Annotated in this window: 17 protein-coding genes; 11 read left to right on the forward strand and 6 right to left on the reverse strand. The window is 57.9% G+C overall.

The features are described 5' to 3' along the window. Positions 1–105: 105 nt before the first annotated feature. On the forward strand, positions 106–1,977 hold the full coding sequence (gene ispH / locus EDF58_RS26200) for a 4-hydroxy-3-methylbut-2-enyl diphosphate reductase (RefSeq protein ID WP_132270124.1): 1,872 nt from the start codon (positions 106–108) through the stop codon (positions 1,975–1,977). 101 nt (positions 1,978–2,078) lie between these two features. Here ispH and EDF58_RS24025 read toward each other — a convergent pair whose 3' ends face one another. Further along, on the reverse strand, positions 2,079–2,657 hold the full coding sequence (locus tag EDF58_RS24025; RefSeq protein ID WP_132270153.1) for a PAS domain-containing protein: 579 nt from the start codon (positions 2,655–2,657) through the stop codon (positions 2,079–2,081). Positions 2,658–3,176: 519 nt separating this feature from the next. Between EDF58_RS24025 and EDF58_RS24030 the strand changes: the two genes are divergently transcribed. Beyond that, the gene (locus EDF58_RS24030; protein ID WP_132270126.1) at positions 3,177–3,362 is read left to right on the forward strand and encodes a DUF6771 family protein; all 186 of its coding nucleotides are present in this window, start codon (positions 3,177–3,179) and stop codon (positions 3,360–3,362) included. Between the two features lie 1,235 nt (positions 3,363–4,597). Here EDF58_RS24030 and EDF58_RS26205 read toward each other — a convergent pair. Together EDF58_RS26205 and EDF58_RS24040 are read right to left on the reverse strand one after the other, a co-directional pair. Next, a complete protein-coding gene (locus tag EDF58_RS26205; protein ID WP_207913146.1) occupies positions 4,598–4,771 on the reverse strand; it encodes a hypothetical protein in 174 nt (57 codons plus the stop codon). A 288-nt stretch (positions 4,772–5,059) separates the two neighbouring features. Continuing rightward, on the reverse strand, positions 5,060–5,428 hold the full coding sequence (locus EDF58_RS24040) for a hypothetical protein (protein ID WP_132270128.1): 369 nt from the start codon (positions 5,426–5,428) through the stop codon (positions 5,060–5,062). A 1,307-nt stretch (positions 5,429–6,735) separates the two neighbouring features. Between EDF58_RS24040 and EDF58_RS24045 the strand changes: the two genes are divergently transcribed. The 5 genes from EDF58_RS24045 (at position 6,736) to EDF58_RS24065 (ending at position 9,943) form a co-directional block, all read left to right on the forward strand. Beyond that, a complete protein-coding gene (locus EDF58_RS24045; protein WP_132270130.1) occupies positions 6,736–7,044 on the forward strand; it encodes a hypothetical protein in 309 nt (102 codons plus the stop codon). A gap of 152 nt (positions 7,045–7,196) precedes the next feature. After that, positions 7,197–7,601: a transposase gene (locus tag EDF58_RS24050; protein ID WP_132270132.1), complete on the forward strand. Its 405-nt coding sequence runs from the start codon at positions 7,197–7,199 to the stop codon at positions 7,599–7,601. Then, a complete protein-coding gene (gene tnpB, locus EDF58_RS24055; RefSeq protein ID WP_132270134.1) occupies positions 7,598–7,951 on the forward strand; it encodes an IS66 family insertion sequence element accessory protein TnpB in 354 nt (117 codons plus the stop codon). The genes EDF58_RS24050 and tnpB overlap by 4 nt, the downstream gene beginning before the upstream one ends. 49 nt (positions 7,952–8,000) lie before the next feature. Continuing rightward, a complete protein-coding gene (locus EDF58_RS24060; RefSeq protein ID WP_132270136.1) occupies positions 8,001–9,365 on the forward strand; it encodes a transposase in 1,365 nt (454 codons plus the stop codon). Further along, positions 9,317–9,943, forward strand: coding sequence for a UPF0149 family protein (locus EDF58_RS24065; RefSeq protein ID WP_243654479.1), 627 nt, complete (start codon positions 9,317–9,319; stop codon positions 9,941–9,943). Before EDF58_RS24060 ends, EDF58_RS24065 begins: the two co-directional genes overlap by 49 nt. 433 nt (positions 9,944–10,376) lie before the next feature. On the opposite strand, the gene EDF58_RS24070 is transcribed toward EDF58_RS24065, so the two are convergent. Then, entirely contained in the window at positions 10,377–10,685 is a 309-nt protein-coding gene (locus EDF58_RS24070) for a DUF1153 domain-containing protein (protein ID WP_132270138.1), read from the reverse strand. 433 nt (positions 10,686–11,118) lie between these two features. Here EDF58_RS24070 and EDF58_RS24075 point away from each other — a divergent pair, with 433 nt between their 5' ends. Then, the gene (locus EDF58_RS24075; protein WP_132270140.1) at positions 11,119–11,307 is read left to right on the forward strand and encodes a hypothetical protein; all 189 of its coding nucleotides are present in this window, start codon (positions 11,119–11,121) and stop codon (positions 11,305–11,307) included. A gap of 47 nt (positions 11,308–11,354) precedes the next feature. Here the strand turns inward: EDF58_RS24075 and EDF58_RS24080 are convergent, their stop codons facing one another. Continuing rightward, complete coding sequence (locus EDF58_RS24080) at positions 11,355–12,434, reverse strand: IS630 family transposase (protein ID WP_132270142.1); 1,080 nt, start codon at positions 12,432–12,434, stop codon at positions 11,355–11,357. A 784-nt stretch (positions 12,435–13,218) separates the two neighbouring features. Here EDF58_RS24080 and EDF58_RS24085 point away from each other — a divergent pair. Further along, complete coding sequence (locus tag EDF58_RS24085) at positions 13,219–13,791, forward strand: opacity protein (RefSeq protein WP_132270157.1); 573 nt, start codon at positions 13,219–13,221, stop codon at positions 13,789–13,791. Between the two features lie 2,012 nt (positions 13,792–15,803). On the opposite strand, the gene EDF58_RS24090 is transcribed toward EDF58_RS24085, so the two are convergent. Then, positions 15,804–16,724 (reverse strand): NAD(P)/FAD-dependent oxidoreductase, encoded by a 921-nt coding sequence (locus EDF58_RS24090; RefSeq protein ID WP_132270144.1) that lies wholly within the window; start codon positions 16,722–16,724, stop codon positions 15,804–15,806. A 418-nt stretch (positions 16,725–17,142) separates the two neighbouring features. Here EDF58_RS24090 and EDF58_RS24095 point away from each other — a divergent pair, with 418 nt between their 5' ends. Both EDF58_RS24095 and EDF58_RS26565 read left to right on the forward strand, forming a co-directional pair. After that, a complete protein-coding gene (locus EDF58_RS24095; RefSeq protein WP_132270146.1) occupies positions 17,143–17,409 on the forward strand; it encodes a GlsB/YeaQ/YmgE family stress response membrane protein in 267 nt (88 codons plus the stop codon). Positions 17,410–18,006: 597 nt separating this feature from the next. Continuing rightward, complete coding sequence (locus EDF58_RS26565) at positions 18,007–18,381, forward strand: helix-turn-helix domain-containing protein (RefSeq protein WP_243654480.1); 375 nt, start codon at positions 18,007–18,009, stop codon at positions 18,379–18,381. The last annotated feature ends 245 nt before the right edge of the window (positions 18,382–18,626 follow it).

Here is an 18,626-nt window from a genome sequence, read left to right on the forward strand (position 1 = left end):
TGCCAGGCAGCGCTACGCAGTCGCATGCATTCGGCAACCTGTCCAAAAGGGAGGGTGGAAACACTTTGAAAAAGCAGGGATCATAAATTGTGATAGGATCGAAAAATGCCAGCTGACCAGCACGACGAGATCTCGAAAGGCCTCGCCGGCGCTCCGCGTACCGTGCTGCTTGCAAATCCCCGCGGCTTCTGCGCGGGCGTTAGGCGAGCGATCGCAGCTGTAGAAGATGCAATCGCAACATACGGACCGCCTGTTTACGTTCGCCGCGCCATCGTTCACAACCGGCAGGTCGTGGAGCGACTGGAGCGAAGGGGCGCCATCTTCGTGCAGGACATCAGCGCCATCCCGGAAGGTGCGGTGACTGTCCTTTCCGCGCACGGCAGTGCTCAGGGCGTCAAGGATGAAGCGCAAAGGCGCAGGCTGCGCGTTGTCGATGCTGTTTGTCCGCTGGTCGCCAAAATCCATTCCGAAGTAGCGCTCTGGCACCGCCTGGGACGCCATATCGTTCTCGTCGGCCATCTTGGACATCCTGAAATAACCGGAACCTTGGGGCAAGTGCCGGCAGGGTCGATATCGGTCGTGGCGACACCGCAGGAAGTCGAAGCCTTGTTGCTGGAGAAGGATACTGCAATCGCTTACGCTATCCAGACTACCTTCTCGGTCTCGGACGCCGCGGAAATTGTCGGTGCCATCAAACTGCGCTTTGCCGACTGCCAAGGCCCGCGGTCGAGCGACATTTGCTATGCCACGACCAACCGGCAAGCCGCCGTCGTGCAAATCGCATCGCGCTGCGATATCATGCTCATCGTGGGAGACCGGACCTCTTCGAATGCCCGGCGTCTTACCGAGACAGCCAGAGGGGCTGGCGCAAAACAATCCTATCTAATCGAAGACGCAGCCGATCTCACCGGTCAGATGATCGATGCTGCTACTGTGGTGGGGCTGAGCGCGGCCGCTTCGGCGCCTGAGGAGGCCATCACGCAGGTCTGCCGCTGGCTTGAGGCAAAGGGCTTCTCGCTGGTGGAAACGCCCGGCGTTGAGGAGCATATACGCTTCAAGCCTGTCTCGCTGGCTTCGCTGGAGACGGACGTGACCAAATCTTTCGCTGGCGCATTCGCCGCGGCGCGAAAGCAAATCGACGCGGTCCTCGAGGATGCGATAGGCCGCACTCCCGGGCGCAGCCCCAGGCTCGCTGAGGCCATGCGGCTGGCGGCGATGGGAGGCGGCAAGCGTTTTCGAGCCATGCTCATTCTGACGGTTACGCAAATGCTAGGCGGATCGCGCGAGCAGGCACTGCGCGCCGGTGCCGCTATCGAATGCGTCCATGCGCAGTCACTGGTTCACGACGATCTTCCCTGCATGGACGACGACGATTTTCGAAGAGGACGGCCAACCCTGCACCGCCGCTTCGACGAGGCTACCGCCGTTCTGGCCGGCGATGCCCTGCTTGCGCTTGCCTTCGAGACATTGGCCGATCCAAGAACGCACGAAGATGGCGCCGTGCGCGCCGGTCTGGTCCTCTCACTCAGCCGGGCCATCGGGCAGGATGGCCTGGCCGGAGGCCAGATGATGGATCTCTATCCTGGCGGGACGATCAGCCGGAAGCAGCTTACCGAGTGCCAGTCCCGCAAGACCGGCGCCCTCTTTCGGTTTGCAGTAGAGGCAGGAACGGCTCTGGCGGGCTGCGGGGAGGAGGAGCGTCGACGCCTCGACTCATTCGCGCAAAACCTGGGAGTTTTGTTCCAGTTGCAGGACGATATTCTCGATGAGACCGGCGAACCTGCTGTTGCCGGAAAGGCCTTGCGCAAGGATGCGGCAAGGGGACGGCAAAATGCCATGTCGGTAATGGGTTTGGAGGGGGCCGCCTGCGAAGCCGAACGGTTGCTAACGCAATGCGCGGAGGCTTTGGCTCCATTTGGCCCCGCGGCAGCGCCGCTTCTTGAAATTGCCCGATTTGCCGCGCGGCGCGATCACTAGCTCACTTAACTATCCGATTGCGGGGGATCCCCTGCTCAAGCGTTCCGATTGATCGCAATTTTTTCGAGCCGGCAGGTAATTTTACCGGACGGGAAGATGCTCTAGCAGCCTGCCTCCACAGCGATGCGGATAGCTTCGGCGGCAGTGCGAACGTCTAGCGCTCGCAACATGGCGGCGCGGTGCATCTTGATTGTACGCTCCGTCAATTGCAGATCAAACGCTATCTGCTTGTTGAGTTGGCCTCGCGCCAAAGCTTCCAAGATCTGCCGCTGGCGAGGCGACAAGCTTTCCATCAGGTCCCGCGCTCGCTCCAATCGGCTGCCACTTGTACCGTCGATGGCCATCTGAGAGCCCAGGAAGTACTGCAAATTTCCCGATGCATCGAATAGCGGCGCAACCATGACCGCATTGCAGAAGGCAGACCCATCCTTCCGATAGTTCGTGAGCTCGACCATTACCGGGCGGTGGGCCGCTATCGCATCACGCAAGCGCTGGGTTTGTTCAGCCTCGGTGCCAGCGCCCCTCAAAAAGCGGCAGTTGCGGCCCACAACCTCCTCGCGGCCATAGCCCGTCAAATCCAGGAAAGCCGCATTGCAAGCCACGATCGGATTGTCCGTCAGGCGGGGATCACTGACCACTGCCGCCACCCGGCTGTTCGATATAAGAAAATTCGGATCCATAGCCTCGGGCAACATCTTTCGCTTCACATTAGGCCATATCGCAATGGGCATCAGGGAAACCTAGAAGAAGACCTGCAGTTTCCCTCGGATTTCCTAGGAAGATCCTTGTCCCTACGCCATCGCGAAAAGCTACGAAACAATCATCGCCTCGCAATGCCTTGCGCGACATGGGACCGCCAGACTGTTGAAGACCAAGCCGCCACCATCGAACAAGCCAGCCGGTTTCTGGCGGACCTCGATCCAGGTTAACTTTTGCCAATTCGCCCGCCGCGCCGGCCCTCTTCTTGCGGACGCGATCGTGGGCATGGATGCGAACCGTCTTGCTTCGAGGCCCTCCCGTTGGCTCGCGGATATCCCTGCAGGCCTTGAAAAAAATGCGAGACGTCTCCACTTGCCGGTCCTGGCGCTGGGAGCTGCGGCAACAAAAGCCGAGATTTATTGGGCCAGGCTGGCCGCCGGGCCCCGCCCGAAAAAGCACCAAATCTGGACATGCGATTCTGACTTCGCCATAGGCGCGGCATGGACAACGATATAACATTGATCATTTCGCAGGTTTTGGAACGGACACCCCAATGGATCCGTCACGATCTCGAGGCGAAAGACCCTGCAATTCGTATTCGCGCTGAAGAAACGCTTGCCGCGATGATCGCCAGAGCCCTGGAAGACCGTGCTTCGGATGCCGAAGCGAACCGCGCAGCCGAGTAGGCAAATACGCTTTCTCGCTGGAGCGACAGCGGGTCCGCTTACCATGCCTGTTCACCGCCAGCTATCAATTCGGCCTACAAAGCGGCTCGCGGGCGGCCTTTCGTCCGAGGAAGCCCTGGGCGAAAAAGCCAAGGCATGATCATTGTTCCTTGTGAATGAAAGCCGTCGTGTACATGCACACGCATTACGGGATGGACAGCAAGACCGCTACCGCCCAGAACGGCAGCGCGGCTATGAACCTAAGCGCCGAACCCACGGCGGCGATCTCCCAGCTAGCCAATAGGTTTTAAACTGGCTGAAATTGCCTTGGTCCCTGGGACATTATCATGACCCACAAAATGAAACCGACGATGCTTTGTTCGAGAGAACAATAGTGGACATTTGCCCGGCTATAGCCTCCACGCGAAATCCTGCTCGAAGCGAGGCTGCCGCGATGCCCTCACGCTTAACAAAGATCGGCGGCGACGCCTGCAGGCCGCAGGTCAACAGTAAATTTCAAATTCGCCAGGCCGGCTGCCACGGTATCCGGCGCCTATCGGTCGTTGTCGGCGCCGCGCCGAGCTTGGCGCCGAGCAATGACACCGCCGGCAACGAGACAAATGATAAGAATAGCCGGAATTTTTACCAGCCATAGCTGATCGTCGCTATTAAGCTGCCAGGGGTAGCCATGGCAACTATCGGCGCTCGGCGCGTAGCCGCACGCAAGACTGGTCAGAAAGCCGTAACCCAAGACTGCGCAGCCTGCCACGAAGGTGGCGGCGGCAAAGAGAAGGTACGACAACATTCTCACAGCTTCGTCCTTTCCGCGATTACCGCTGCAACGCTCAAGCTAATAGAATGCGAGACAAGGGTTCAGTTCGTCTGGCCGGGCGTTTGAGACCAGCACGTCCTCGTATTTGCCGGCATTCGGCGAGGCGGCGGCTCTTTTTGCGCTCACGCCGCACCGCCAATGCAGAGACAAACGTGAACCTTTTCGATCTTCGCGGGCGGCAAAATCGTGTCCTGTCTGACTGGTGCGATCAGGAACGTAAAGCCGGGTAGCAAGGCCGGGTTCCCTGATCGCGGGCTCTTCAAGCAATGATTAGGGAAACCTGCGGACGCCACTTTGGCGCTTGAAAACTCGATGCTGCGCAAATTTGGCACTCTTGTGCCTGAAAATCATTTTGAATCCATCCAGTACAGATGGACCGATGCCGGTCGCCTTGCGCTGCCCTGCGGCTCTTCAGAACGATCATTCAAAGCCGGGCGAGGCTCGAGGCCAGGTCGCTTTGTTTGAAAGGTTTGGTCAACCGCGCAACGTCCGGCGGAAGGCCGATGCTATTGGCGTAGCCGGAAATAACGAGAATGCGGATGTGGGGCAGCGCGTCCCTTATTCTATCGGCAAGATCGGTACCCGTAATGCTTGGCATGAGATGATCCGTGCCTGCAAGTCGATACTCTGATCTTCGTTCAGCATCCGCACGGCATCTTCGCCCGATCCCGCATCCACGACGCGGTACCCAAGCTCGATCAACATGTTGGCCGAGCTTGCCCTCACAAGGTCTTCATCGTCGACCACCCATGACTTCGTGTCTCAATCGCCGGCAAACGATCGACAAGCTGTCTAGACTGTTCCATTGATCGGGCAAGCTGAGTGACCTCTATGCCCGTCGCTTTGAGCAAGGTGGCAGGACCGTAACACTGAAGCAAAGCTGCAGCTACTGACGCGCGCCCGACTTAAGCTTGTCCGCCTGCTGTTTTAGAGCATCTGCCTGCGTCTTTGCGGCAGCCCGGAGTTCATCCGCCTGGTGCTCTAGTTTTTTGGCATCCGCGTCCGCCTTGGCCCGCAGAGCGCGGCCCTGATCTTCAAGAGCATCCGCCTGGGATTTCCTGGCCTTGCTCTCCGCGCGATTTATACGGTCTTCCGCCGCTCCGGCGCGCTCAGCCGGGCCATCCCCCTCGTACACTTGCCCAGCAGCTTTGGCAGCCTGCTCATCTTTTGTAGCCCCGGCCTTTTTTTGCGGACCATCGCATGCAGCGCAGGCCAGCGCCACCACGAGGACGGTCGTAAGGTACATCGTTTTCATGAATGATGAACATCTCATGGCCTCGCCCGTTCCTTGGACAGAACGAAATAAGGCTCTGAGGCGTAATTTATGGAATCAGGCACGTGAGCACTTGCCGCCCCCTGGCGTCCCCTCTCACTTTCATACATTTCTTATCGCGCAGATTTCCAGCTGCCACTGCCAGGCTCGCCGAAATTTCCGTCGAACAACCACACGCTGCGCGGGCAAATCTTTTGGCAACTTCGAGTCTGGCCGGCTTATCTCCGCAAGTTCTACCGAGATTGCGGAGCTATTGGAACGGCAGGCTACTTCGCCGTTTCCAGGACGACATGGTGAGCCAGAAGATGGAGCATGGCAGTGCCATGGCGGCCAACCAGGTGGGTCGGTTCGCGTGAGCTAAAGCCGGTAGGTAATGACGAGGGCTCGGTCACGAAGAGCTCAATGAGCGGATGGAACAAGAACCCCGCGCCTCAGCGCTTAAAAGCACAGGCCTTGGCCTTGCCGGAAGCAAGCACTCTATCTTTGTGGGTTTCGGAAAAGTGAGTACGGCGATTCCAAAAAACGGTCGCAAAAGCGTTGAAAGATACGCCGCACTCAAAGACCCCCTATCAATCATACCACCGGTTTGAAAGTAAAATGGTTGGAAAACGAAACCCATGGAAGATTGAGCCATCGGCGCGACGTACCCAGAAGACAAGGATTCGCTGAAAAGACGCGGTCCTTTTGCCCGCCGCCCCGCGCTCTCTGCCGTTTATTGCCTGCCTTTACGCTGGCTTGTCCCTGCCTTGCCAGGCTGGGCAGGTCGTACAAGGCAAACAAAACAACGCGAGAATCAAAATTGGGGGCCTGCCGCGCAGCCGGGAGTAATCCCACGAGTGAATGACCGCTTGAGGACGACTGGCCGGACAGTGCCTACTTCGTGTTCGTTTGGCTGTATGATGAGCAACGATGACCTTGGGATCGTGCCAAGCTATTTGGGAAGTTGTCTCGATCACAGGACTACCTATTGTTATTTATTGTGACGACACTTCATTTTCGATAAACTGCCGGCTTCACGGGGGTGGAGCTGAGCATGCAAAAGATGTTCCGCTGGCCGGCGGCAGTTCGGCTCTTGCCTGCTGCCGCCGGTCTTTCGTACCCACCGGTTCTCAGTGAATCCCGGCGCTTTTGTGTCGCCGGTTACCGCGCGGTTTTTCGCTTTTCATCTCAGGTGCCCTCTTCCGAAAGATGGCGCACAGCCTCGATCAACTGAGGCACTGGGTCGCGGACGAGCACATGGTCTGCGGGAGTGCCGCCACGGAAAATTGCCAGCCGGTGCAGCAGCGCGCATGTTCGATAAGTTCGCCATAGGTCATATTTCACTGATAAGCGCCTCCACGCCGCATCACTGGAGATCAGCAAAATCGCAAAAAGCCGCTTCTCAAACGCGGCAGTTTTTCACCCAAGACAAAACAATGGTCTCGACAAGAACCAAACTACTGATCCGAAAAAAGCAGATTGCGCCGCCAGCGCCTACGCCTCTCGAGATTGAACGCGTGCCGCTTGTTTGCGGAAATGCGCCTCGCTTTGCTTGGCTTGTTCGATTTTTCGCCGGTGGATGCCTTTCAGAAAGTCAACCGGTTCAAGTGCGAGATTGATCCGGTGTGGTTCGGCCTGCCAGCGGCCTCCTCCGCCGATTGGTCGTACGCGTGGGCCGTTCCCGATTCCGCTGTAACCGCTGCACCCGCCCCACGTATTCGGAAAGCTTGCTGATGATTAGGCTCGCCCGAGACGATGAGGAGATCGGGCAATGTCGGTAGAAATTGATGCAGGGTCAAACGGCGGTTTGACTTGTGCGTCGCACAGTGCGGCGTCGCGTTTGATCGAGAGTTTGAGGCCGGCGCGCCGCCGCTATGAACGATGGCCTGATGAAGAACGTGACCGCATTGTCGCGGAGAGTTTTGCTCCTGACGTGACGGTGTCGCAGGTTGCGCGCGCGAACGGCGTCGGCCTGGGCCTACTGCACTACTGGCGGCGACATGCACGCGCGGCGGGCGCGGTTGAGGAAATGCGGTTTGTGCCGGTAACGGTCGCCCAGGAGGAGCGATGCGAAGGCGCCGGGCTGGAACTGATCGTCCGCGATGTGACGGTTCGGATCCGGGGGGCGGTTGAGATGGACCACCTGCGCGCGGTACTGGCGGCGATCCGGGAATGATCCCGATCGACGGAAGCGTACGGATCTTCGTGGCGACACAGCCGGTCGACTTCAGAGCCGGGATTAACCGATTGATGGGACTGGTGACGCACGTGCTGGGGCATGATGCTTGTGCGGGCGATGTGTTCGTGTTCCGCAACAAGGGCGCGGATAAGGTGAAGTTGCTCCGTCATGACGGGTCAGGCGCGGTCCTGGCGACGAAATGGCTCGACCGAGGAAGGTTTTACTGGCCGGCCGTGCAAGGCGGCACGATGGTCCTGAGCGGACCGCAATGCATAGCATTGCTGTCGGGCCTGGACTGGAAGAAGCTGCCCTCGCCCGAGACGCGCAGGCCGCTGATTTTTGGCTGATATCTGCGGTTTTCTGTGGCGGCGAGGAGCCGGTGTGGTATAGTCAGCCATGCCCGCCCAAGCCAACAATCTCCCTGAAGATATGAAGCAAATGGCGGCTCTGGTACGTGAACTCCAGGCAGAAAACTCCCAGCTGCGCTCGCTGCTCAAAGGCATGACCCATCAGGCCTTCGGCAGCCGTTCAGAACGCGCCAGCGCCGTCCTGGGCGACCAGGGAATCCTTGATCTCGGCGACTTGGTCGCCACGCCGGCCGCCGCAGCCAACGACGATGGCAACGCCGAAGAAAAGCCTGCAATCAGTCGCCGCCGCCGCAAGCGAGGCCTGATGGCACTGCCGGCCCATATTGAGCGGGTGGAGCGCGTGATCGATCCCGACACGCTGGATTGCCCCTGCTGCGCCGGCAAGCTCCACAGGATCGGTGAAGATGCCAGCGAAGCACTCGACTGGGTGCCGGCCATTGTCCGCGTCATCCGTACGGTGCGTCCTCGCTATGCCTGCCGGGAATGCCGGGAGGGCGTCGTTCAGGCGCCAGCACCACGCCGGGCGATCCCGGGCTCGATGGTCACTACCTCGACGCTAGCCTGGATGGCGACGGCGCGCTTCGCTTGGTCAATCCCGCTCAATCGGCAGCTGCAGATGCTCGCAGGTCAGGGCGTCATCCTCGACCGGGCGCTACCGAGCCGCTGGATGCGAAAGATCGCATGGTGGGTGAAGGCGCTCTACGATCGCCTGCTTGCCTACATCCACAGCCAATCCCGGATATTCTGCGATGAAACTCGCATGCCGGTCCTCGTGCGCAGTGGTCCGGGCCGGGGCAAGATCACACTTGCCTTCTGTCTTGCCCATGCCCGGCGCAAGTTCGTCGATGCGTACCGCAAATCGCCATCGCCGATGGCAGCGGCGATCATCGCCCTGATCGGTGAGGTCTACGCGGTCGAGGCGCGTGTGCGCAAAGGCAGCGCCGGAGAGCGCCTCCAGGCTCGCATGACCGAAACCGCCGACGTCATGGCGAAGATCAAGACGCAGATCGACACCATGCTTCCAGGCCTGTCGCCGAAGTCCGATCTGGCCAAGGCCATGCGCTACACGCTCAACCACTGGAAGGGGCTGACGCTGTTCCTGGAAGACGGCCGGATCGAGGTCGATACCAACACCGTCGAGCGCGGAATGAGAAATGTGGCCCAAGGCCGCCGGTCCAGTCTCTTCGCTGGTAGCGAGGAAGGAGCCCAGACATGGGCTGTCATGGCATCCCTTCTGCAGACGGCTCGCCTGGGCGGCCTGGATCCCTACACCTGGCTGAATGACGTGCTGGAGCGCATCGTCACGGGCGCTGTGAAGATCAACGAATTGGACATCTTGCTACCGTGGAACTGGCGGCCGGCCGCAGAACCGGTAAAGGCTCTGGCGGCATGAACTTCAAAAGTCGCTCATCGCAGGGCCGGACCCTCTCGCTCGAACAGCTCGAGATATGGCTCGACGAGCTTGATCCCCCCGTAGCTGGCGTCTCATCGATCGACGGCTTCCTGGCCGCAGTCGCCGCAGGCCCCAGCGCCATTGACCCCGACCTCTGGATCAAGAGCATCCTGCGCGAGCACACTCAAAGCGCGCGTTCGGCGCCTGCGCGGCGGACGATCCTCAAGCGTTACAACCGCATCTGCATCGAGCTTGCCGAGAAGCCCGAGGCCTACGCGCCGATCTACATGCGCACCGAGGAAGGCGAGGTGCTGCTCGAGGACTTCGCCAACGGGTTCTTCACGGCCATGCACCTGGACATGGAGGCATGGAAGCCCTTCATCGCCGAACCGGAGTTCGGCTACCCACTCACTGCATTGCTGGCACACAGCACCGTAACCGGCGGCCCGTCATGGATCGAGCAACTTGGCGATCCGCTTGCCAATCTGGCACTTGCCGATACCTGGCGCATGGTCCCGCAAATCATCTCCCTGATCCATGACCAGTGCGCCTTCGCGCGCATGACCTCAGCGGCCTGAAAACACCTACCGATCCCATAAATGCGTGGGGTCGGATCAGCGGTTACATTCCGCTGAATTGCTCTTGGTCCGGGCAATTCCACAAACGTTTGGGCCTAGCAACGCCAAGCATTCGGATCCGTACCACAAATCCAAGTATGGGGTCATCCTCGGATCACAAACGGGCAACCAATTCGAAGTCTTGCGAGCGTCTTCCGGCAGCTGCGAACGCGCTACCCACGGCCGGCTGCGCTCTACAGACTACGCGAGAAACGGCACGGCGGACTTTTGTAAAAGTCCGCTGCCCCGTTGGAACAGGAAAATACTTAGGAGCGATTGGGGCAGTTTCCGTTGGCGCAAAGGGGGCTCTTTCCGATGTCGCTTGAGACAATGGCGCCGAGCTCTCGATCGGAGGCTGCTCGGTTTGAACCGCCACTGCTAGGCGACGCACCCATTAACCATGGCGCCGCTGAGATTGGCCGTACTTATCTCGGTAGAATTGTATCCTAGATACGAGCAAGCCCCTGAGACCGGATCGCTCAACGCTGCGCTGCCACGTCACGAATTCTTCGATCGTAAGACTGTACCGCTCGCATGCCTCGGGCATAGTTAGCAATCCTCCGTCGACTGCAGCTACGACTTCCGCTTTCCGGCGGACAACCCAGCGGGCATTCTTGGGAGGAAGCGTATTAAGGGTCAGAGGTTCACCTAACGGTCCGATAACACTTTCCGGGCGACCATTTTTCAATTCGGTGATTATCATCTCAATCTCTAAGCAGGCGGGGTCGTCAAAACGCTTTCGAGCTCAATAGCTGATCATTGTTAAGATATTGTATGAATTTGATGGTCTTGGCCATATTGCCGCACTTCCCAGTTGTTCACTCCCTCCTGCGCCTAACGGTTTTCAAGAGCCGGGCATGTCGAGATGTACCATCCGCACGGCAGGCTATGCATTCGATTGCGCGCATGAGCATGGGCTAGCGATCTCTTGCCGCCAAACAATCAAGTTTCGCTTTGACCGAACGCACACGGCGGCTCGGCTGCCGCCACTTCTCCCGTTCGCATTCCTCCATGCTTGAGGATCGCAGGGCGGCACGCTCGTCGCAGGGAACAATCAGCCGATCACAGCCTTCACGATTGAACAAGACGCAGCACGCTGCAGTTCGTGCGCCGTGGCAGAGGAAAGGAATAGGACGATGCCGCAAAGCCAAACAGGACCGGATGAGCCAAGCACCAAGCGGAAGAGCAAAGCCGGATTGGTCATGGTGGCCGCAGTCGTAACGATGATTGTGGCTATATTCGTGGGGTACAACATTTCCCATGTCGACGAGATGAACAAGGAAAAGACTGGCGCTCAACAGCGCAAAGGCCTGATTGGAGACTGACCCGTCTGAAGTTACCCTCTTCGTCACCTTATCAGGCCAAGGCTAGGCTAGTGATTGGAATCTAACGCTTGGTGCCCGCGCCTGACGGCGGCGATGATTTTGTCAGGATCGGCGGTCCAGACGAAGGGTTTTGGGCTTTCATTGTGCTCGGCCAGGAAGCGGTTGATGGCGGCCTGAAGGTCGACGAGCGAATGGAAGACGCAGCGTTTGAGCCGGCGATTAGTAAGCTTGGCGAAGAAGCCCTCGACGGCGTTGAGCCAGGAGCACGACGTTGGCGTAAAGTGAAAGGTGAAGCGCGGGTGCCGCTCGAGCCACTCGCGGACCTTGGGATGCTTATGGGCAGCGTAGTTGTCGAGGATTACATGGATCGCCTTGCCGGCGGGGACGCGCGCTTCGATCAGATTGAGAAAGCGGATGAATTCCTGGTGGCGATGCCGCTGCATGTTGCGACCGATCACGGTCCCGTCGAGCACATTGAGCGCCGCAAAGAGCGTGGTGGTGCCATTGCGTTTGTAATCATGGGTCATGGTGCCGGCTCGTCCCTTCTTGAGCGGCAGGCCGGGCTGAGATCTGTCGAGGGCCTGGATCTGGCTCTTCTCATCGAACGACAAGACGATCGCGTGGGCGGGCGGCGCTACATAAAGGCCGACGACGTCGCGGAGCTTGTCGATGAACTCAGGATCATTGGAAAGCTTGAACTGCCGAACGCGGTGGGGTTGGAGGCCATGGCCGCGCCAGATCCGGTGAACCGAACTGGCGCTGATGCCCGCTTCGCGGGCCATCAGTGAGGCCGTCCAGTGGGTCGTTTCACCGGGCGGCTCCTCATGCGTGCGGGTGACTACCCATGCGACAACCTCTGGGGTCAGAGCAGGGATGCGCGACGGGCGGGTCTTGTCGCGCAGCAGGCCTTCCACCCCTTCCTGCATGAACCGCTCTTGCCAGCGCCACACGCATGTCTTCGACGTGCCTGTCCGGCGCATAATCTCGCTGGTGCCGAGCCCGTTGGCGCTCAGAAGCACGATCTCGGCGCGCCAGGCGTGCTTCTGAGGGGTGTTGCGATCCTTCCAGATCCGTTCGAGACGCTCTCGGTCCGCGGAACCCAGGTCGATGACTATACCGCTGCGCATCCCCCTGACTCGCACGGCCGAAGCCTAATGGGAATCCCTAATCGGACTCAAGTGTCAGGCGGCAACCACTAGGAGGCGGATTGTCTCTCGATACCCGCGCCGCCCGGCTCCGTTGGCCGAGCGTAATTCCTTGAACGATACGCAGTGGTGACTGCCATCGAACAAGCCCGCAAAACACGCGCCGATGTTTGGTTCATCCTCCTTGTACGATGAACTTCCCTCAGCCGTTACGTCTTAATCGTGTGCTAGATCTAAGGCGGCGGCATCTTGCCTTTTTCGCATATCGCCCTTCGCCAGAGTTTGCCAAATTCTCTCGCAGGACCCTGAAGGCATCACCCCCAGCAAAGCAAGCGGTGGCATCCTTTTGGTAAAGCGAAGACCTGCCGCGCAAATCACAGCACCCTGCACGCATCTGCACACAATCTTCCCGCGGTTCATGGTTTGGATGGCCGTAGCGGCAAAAGCTCAAGCTGATTTCGCAATACGCGATGCCCAATCGCCCATCATTCATCCTGCCCCAACGCGTCAAACGGATGCTTTTGATTTCGCTCGCCCCCCGAACCCAAGTGTCACATGAATGCCACATAGATTTTATGATCGCTTTGACGCTGGAACTCTCCGGCCAGCAAATCACTTTTGAACGCGAAATGGACAGAGCTTCAGACAAGCGCCCAAATTCGATATGTAAATAAATCTTGATGAAACGGGCGATATCGGCGCTGAAGATTATACCATTGTAGTATTATTTTTTGTAGACATTTCTTTTACAGGACAAAACCAAATGATTAATAAAGCCATATTTGCTGTAGCGCTTGTTGCAGGCATGCCGGCGATTGCACACGCTCAGGACACCACTACGTCGTCTGAAACCGCGACTGCCCCAGATGGAACTCCGGCTTTCGGTATTGAACCGTATATCGGTGTGATGGGCGGTTACGATAGCTACGATCGCCGAAGCGAATTCGGCTCCCCGCGTGGGGGCAAAATGAACGGCGGACTGGTTCAGGGTGTTGCAGGTATCAACGTGCCCTTGGGTCCCGTCTTCGTGGGCGCTGAAGGTAACGTTGCGAAGGGCTTCAACGACATTGACTGGGAGTACGGCGTGAAGGGCCGCCTCGGCGCCCGTGCGGGCGACAGCGGCATGGTCTACGCGTCGGCCGGATACGAATGGGTCAATGGCCGCAGGGCCTATGCAGATCACAGCGACTGGATTTACGGCGTAGGTGTGGAAGTTGGCCCCAAGGACATCGGCTTGGGCGGCGTCACTGGAAACAGCGGTGTGCGCCTTCGCCTTGAGGTAGACACCTACGACTTCGACAGCATTCGCCCTATGGCCGGCGTGATCATGCATTTCTAAATTGAATTGAACGTTTGATCGGGTTTCTCGGTCTTTCGAAATGCCGCCCTGTTTCCGCGAAGAAGGTCTCTTCTCAGCGTGGAGCAGGGCTTGGCATTTTAAACCTGCGGCCGCAGCATCGCTGTCCACGCACAATGTGGTGTGGACTGAAATGCCCTATCGCGGTCAGCGGCTCCTTTATTCTTCCAGTCCACCATCGGCTTCGCTGCTTCCGCAGCAAAGATTAATGCATGCGCCCTCATCGCAAATAGTAGCGTCCGGCCCTGAAAGACAGCTCGCGCAGTTATCTCCACGGCATCCGCGAAAATCCGGCGATCTTTGGGGTAGGTTTGCCTCCTTCGTATCTTGGACTTGTGCCGCACCGCAGTGGAGACCCTGCTCCGCAACGGGAACGTTCGTCTACCCCTGCCCGCTCGGGATCATGATCCTGATTATCGTTTTCGTCAGTTGGATCTCCCCTGGCCTCAGATACAAGGTGACCCCTTCGATAGGATGCCTGCTCCTCTGTTTTTTGGTTAGCTGATACCTGAGAGAACGGCGCCATGGTGCAATAGTCGCACATGCCCCTAACTCTATAGTTCAGTTATAGATGTAAGACACCGCCCGGTACTCCCCCGTCAGCTTGCCAGGTCTCAGGCTCTACAATTGGAGCCCGTTCATTTTTTTAGAGGCTGGGGACAGAACAGCCGATTGCAAGCGCGGTCCCGACGTACATAGTCGATTTTCGACATGAGGCGACCCATCTCGCATTCACAAGGGCTCGATTGTGTCCACTCTCCTGGAGGGTCGCGGGGGCAGCTTCCGATCACTACACGGCATCCGCAGGTAAGCAGGATCACCTGAGTTCCCGGATCCCGCGGCATAATGGCAGTCAGCGGCATGGATCAAGCGACAGCGCGTGCTCTAAAAGAAAAGGAGGCCCGCTCCGATAATCGCGAAACCCACAAGTCCGCCGATAATTCGGATCCATCTATAGAAAAAACCGTCCGATAATATGCTGGCGATGACCAGCAAAAAGCCGCTTATAAGCAGGGTGACAAGCGGCTGAGACGTTGCTGGGTCCATTACGCAGAAACTGCAAGAATACCCGGGCCCAGCAATAACTTATGTTATAGAACGGCGGTCTGGCCTGCCAAGTTCCTATCGCCGCGATTGCTAATGATCGGCCATAGACCAGCGGAAGCAAAGCGATAGGCCTGATCCGCCACATTTGTCTGCCGTAAGGGAACTGACAAATCCGGGTAACAAGCGGCGCACCCCACAGATCATTGTCCGAAGCGAGACGCCCGGATCTGTAACTCCCTCTCGGGCTTTGTCTCGCAATGCGATCTCACGCGGGCCCCACGGGTGTAAGTTCTCGACCCGGTTAAACGGGGTCAGGTTACCACCGATCCATCACATGGCCGGACCTGCTCCATGGTCATGGAAACCGGCAGACCAGGAAGCGCTTCGAGATTTGTTCCGGCCCCAGGCCCGTCTATAACGCGGTAGGTGAATGCAGGTTCCCTATGCGGCATTACCATTTGAATTTGCGCCAGGCCCCAGGATAGATCGAATATCGGTGCTTTCATCGGTGCTTGGTGTCCATATGGCATGAGGATGAGGTCCCGCGGAAACTGCCGCAGACCGTGGGAATACGCATGACGGGGTCGCAAGTTTCGCAGAAAAAGCCGAAGGCAGGGATTTGGACCGGTCCAGCCCTTCAGTCGAAGGTTCTGGCCACTGGGCGATGTTAAAGTTCGCGCTTACCACCCGTCCGCGATCGACGCGTTTGCCTCCGAAAAGACAGTCTTTTATGATAAGCACTCTCGCTTGCCATCATTTTACCCTATGCGCGTCAAGGCGTTCGATTTGGCGCGGTGAATGCACCGCGGCTCGGAAATGCAAGGTGACTTGAGAAAGAAGGATTACCAGGTGCTGGGATGCTGTGTCTCTCTCAGGGTCATGTATCAGATGATACCATTTACCGGCTTGTGGATGAGTGGCTTGCTGGGGCGCTTAGGTCGCAATGGCTATGAAGGCCGAAGCAAAGGGCGGGTGCATGCCAGATCGTTGCGCATGGCCGTCGCCGCGACGCCGGCCTCCCCCATCGCATGACTGATTTGATCCAGCCCCTTTGCAACATCTCCAGCAGCATAAAGACCAGGTATAGTCGTTCGCTGATGAGGATCCACGATGATGCAACCTTCCGGACTCGTTTTCGCGCCCAGAAGAACAGCGAGCTCGGATCTGATGACGGAGCCAAGCGCCGGGTAGACAGCATCAAAAGCGAAATGACCTTCGGGTATAGAAACGGCAAGCTGCTGATTTCTTATGCCGAATGCCAAGCACGGCCCTTCATGAAGAGCGATATTGGCATTCTCCAGCGTTTTACGCTGCTCTGCGGTCAGATCATGCGCGCCCTCTAAGGAGATCAGGCTGACATCGCTAGAGTACATCCGGAGGAAAACTGCTTCCTTCACGCCGCGTTCCCCCGTACCGATCACGGCTATTCTCCGGTCTGTAACTTCATAACCATCGCATATGGGACAATAACGAAGCAGTCCTAGAGCCAGAGCCTCGTCGTGAAGCTTCTTGGGCATATTGGGGCAGTTATTTACCACGCCTGTTGCCAAGAGAACAGATCGTGCGCTCCAACGGTTATCGCTGCTCCGTGCGACAAAGAGATCCTTCTCTCGGCGCAAATCCTCGACAATGCCTTTGACGAAGTGAGTCCCGAATTCACTCGCCTGCGCCTGCATTCGTTCAAGCAAATCTGAGCCGGCGATCCCACCAGGAAAGCCTGCATGATTTCGTGTGCGCGGGATCAGTGCAGCACGGCTGTCATTGCCGTGGACAACTTCAACCGTGAGGTGAAACCGGGCAAGATAGATAGCCGCGGTAAGTCCCGCAGGGCCCGCTCCAATCACGAGGCAATCAAGAGGTGCTGTCATGTTAAGCACAAGACGATCGGTACCATCCGGTTCCAATTTGCGACGGAGAGAAGGTCTCGAGTGGACGCTAACATGTCCGTCTTTCCCGAGTTGATTATCTCGAACGTATCCGCAATGCCCCAAAGAGCCTTTGCGTCATAACCCTGATATCGTGAAAGGGGTTATGAGATCAGATCGGGAGACATATGCCCCCGTCGGCCGGTCTGGTCTCACAACCAGTCCTGGTCATGCGCCCGGACCTTCGCGCTTTTGGCACTATATAAAGCCTTTGCTCAAGCACACGATCTGGTAGCCATCTCAGGGGTATCCTGCCACCGTTCTTCATCGCTGGCCCGTCAATTTCAACAAGAGGATCTTTTGACCGATTGATGAATTGTAACGCGTGAACACGCCCCCTTAAATTACACGGAGACAGAATATGGGTTGGATCGTCGCGCTTATCGTCGGCGGCATCGCTGGCTGGTTGGCCAGTTTGGTGATGAACCGAGATGCATCTATGGGCATTTTCCTCAACATCGTAGTCGGCTGCATCGGTTCCGTTATCGGCAATGCCCTTTCCGGACCCTTATTTGGTATCCGTGGCAGCGTTCAGGAATTTTCCGTCACTGGCCTGATCATTGCTTTTGTCGGTGCTGTCGTACTGCTGGCGATCGTCAATTTCTTTCAGCGTAGTCGCCTGCGTTAACCAGCAGCCAGTGAGCGCACTTCGGCAGGGTATCCTCGCCGAAGTGCTCCGGCCGCCGTCAGTAACGCATTCGCAATCTGGCTGGCAATGTGCTACGCAATATGGGCGCCCCGAACAGCGCTCGTTGCTTGTGACCGCAAACATAAACACAACCAGGTTAGGCAGAAAATACTCCTAGCCTTGCAATTAGTGAGATATCCGAGGCCGACTTATATTTACCTAAGCCATTCCGGTTAAGGCATTACAATGGAATACCTTTCAGCCGTTGAATTGTTCGTTCGGCGCCTTACCTCACGGTCGAAATTGGAGAGGCCCTCCATCTCCGCTCTTCTGGACCTCGACGGCCGCTTGGTGCCTGTCCAGCGAGGCGAGGACCTAATTCTACCCGGGCACCCAGTCTCATATTCAACTCTAGTAGTTCGCGGCGTTCTGGGTCGCTTCGATCAGATGCTGGACGGCAAACGTCAGATAACCGCCCTTCACATTCCCGGCGACATGGCTGATCTTCATTCGCTGCCCATACCAACCCCGTCATGGGGTATCCAATCACTTGTACCGTCTACAACTCTCCAGATTCCTCACGAGCGATTGCGCCGCGTGCTTGACTCACATCCGGACGTTGCCATCGCCTTCTGGCGCGACACCGTGGTCGACGCCTCCATACTCGCGAAGTGGACAGCTTACATTGGACGAGCTGATGCGACGACGCGCATAGCGCACCTTTTTTGCGAACTGGGCGTTCGCATGGCTTTTCAAGGGATGGCCGCCAAAGACGATTTCCCCCTCGCATTCACCCAGGCGCAGATCGCCGATGCCGTCGGTTTGACCACTGTGCATGTCAATCGGACGATGGCAGTGCTTCGAGCAGCCTGCGGCCTTTCCATCGAAAAGGGGCGTGTCATGGTCAGGGACTGGAATGTAATGGCGTCTTACGCGAATTTCGACGACAGCTATCTTCTCATGAGCCGGTAGCGGCTCATCGAGTAGCCACCGTTCAGCGACGTCAGAGCCGGACCGACTAAAGCCACCGCTTTTATTCCCTGCCCAAAGCCGCGATGTTACTCTGCCCGCGTGCTATGCGTGGCTGGATTCGAAAAGATGCTTGCGGATTCCGGGGTCATCCCGGCCACCATTCCGAGCAATTCCCGGCCACCTGGGAGGGAGTGAGAAGCCCGATCGTTGGGTCCATCTTATCGGCGCAGCAGCCGGAGGATGGA

It is taken from the genome of Novosphingobium sp. PhB57, assembly GCF_004342985.1.
Lineage (GTDB): Bacteria > Pseudomonadota > Alphaproteobacteria > Sphingomonadales > Sphingomonadaceae > Novosphingobium.

Coding starts and splice junctions, on each gene's coding strand:
- ispH (WP_132270124.1), top strand. CDS start 106: ATGCCAGCTGACCAGCACGACGAGATCTCGAAAGGCCTCGCCGGCGCT.
- EDF58_RS24025 (WP_132270153.1), bottom strand. CDS start 2,657: ATGGATCCGAATTTTCTTATATCGAACAGCCGGGTGGCGGCAGTGGTC.
- EDF58_RS24030 (WP_132270126.1), top strand. CDS start 3,177: ATGGACAACGATATAACATTGATCATTTCGCAGGTTTTGGAACGGACA.
- EDF58_RS26205 (WP_207913146.1), bottom strand. CDS start 4,771: ATGCCAAGCATTACGGGTACCGATCTTGCCGATAGAATAAGGGACGCG.
- EDF58_RS24040 (WP_132270128.1), bottom strand. CDS start 5,428: ATGAAAACGATGTACCTTACGACCGTCCTCGTGGTGGCGCTGGCCTGC.
- EDF58_RS24045 (WP_132270130.1), top strand. CDS start 6,736: ATGTTCGATAAGTTCGCCATAGGTCATATTTCACTGATAAGCGCCTCC.
- EDF58_RS24050 (WP_132270132.1), top strand. CDS start 7,197: ATGTCGGTAGAAATTGATGCAGGGTCAAACGGCGGTTTGACTTGTGCG.
- tnpB (WP_132270134.1), top strand. CDS start 7,598: ATGATCCCGATCGACGGAAGCGTACGGATCTTCGTGGCGACACAGCCG.
- EDF58_RS24060 (WP_132270136.1), top strand. CDS start 8,001: ATGCCCGCCCAAGCCAACAATCTCCCTGAAGATATGAAGCAAATGGCG.
- EDF58_RS24070 (WP_132270138.1), bottom strand. CDS start 10,685: ATGATAATCACCGAATTGAAAAATGGTCGCCCGGAAAGTGTTATCGGA.
- EDF58_RS24075 (WP_132270140.1), top strand. CDS start 11,119: ATGCCGCAAAGCCAAACAGGACCGGATGAGCCAAGCACCAAGCGGAAG.
- EDF58_RS24080 (WP_132270142.1), bottom strand. CDS start 12,434: ATGCGCAGCGGTATAGTCATCGACCTGGGTTCCGCGGACCGAGAGCGT.
- EDF58_RS24090 (WP_132270144.1), bottom strand. CDS start 16,724: ATGACAGCACCTCTTGATTGCCTCGTGATTGGAGCGGGCCCTGCGGGA.
- EDF58_RS24095 (WP_132270146.1), top strand. CDS start 17,143: ATGGGTTGGATCGTCGCGCTTATCGTCGGCGGCATCGCTGGCTGGTTG.